Genomic DNA, 239 nt, shown 5'->3' on the forward strand with positions numbered 1-239 from the left:
CTCGCCCAACTGCTCGGGGGTGACGAAGGCCAATGAAGGTTGCTTCTCGGCCAGCAGGTCCTGTTGTGCCTGCTGCGCGTCCACACCGTTGGCGGCGCGATCGTCGATCTGCTTTTGCACCAGCGGGGTCAGCACCCAGCCTGGGCAGATGGCATTGCAGGTCACATTGCTGGTGGCGGTTTCCAACCCCACGACCTTGGTCAGGCCGACCACGCCATGCTTGGCGGCCACGTAGGCGG

General features: G+C 64.9%; 1 pseudogene. It reads right to left on the reverse strand.

Annotated elements, in window-relative coordinates:
• Positions 1-239, reverse strand: a pseudogene (gene hbdH, locus SB725_RS33685) (3-hydroxybutyrate dehydrogenase); the annotation flags it as partial.

The sequence above is a fragment of the Pseudomonas sp. SIMBA_041 genome, assembly GCF_046535095.1.
GTDB lineage: Bacteria > Pseudomonadota > Gammaproteobacteria > Pseudomonadales > Pseudomonadaceae > Aquipseudomonas > Aquipseudomonas mucoides.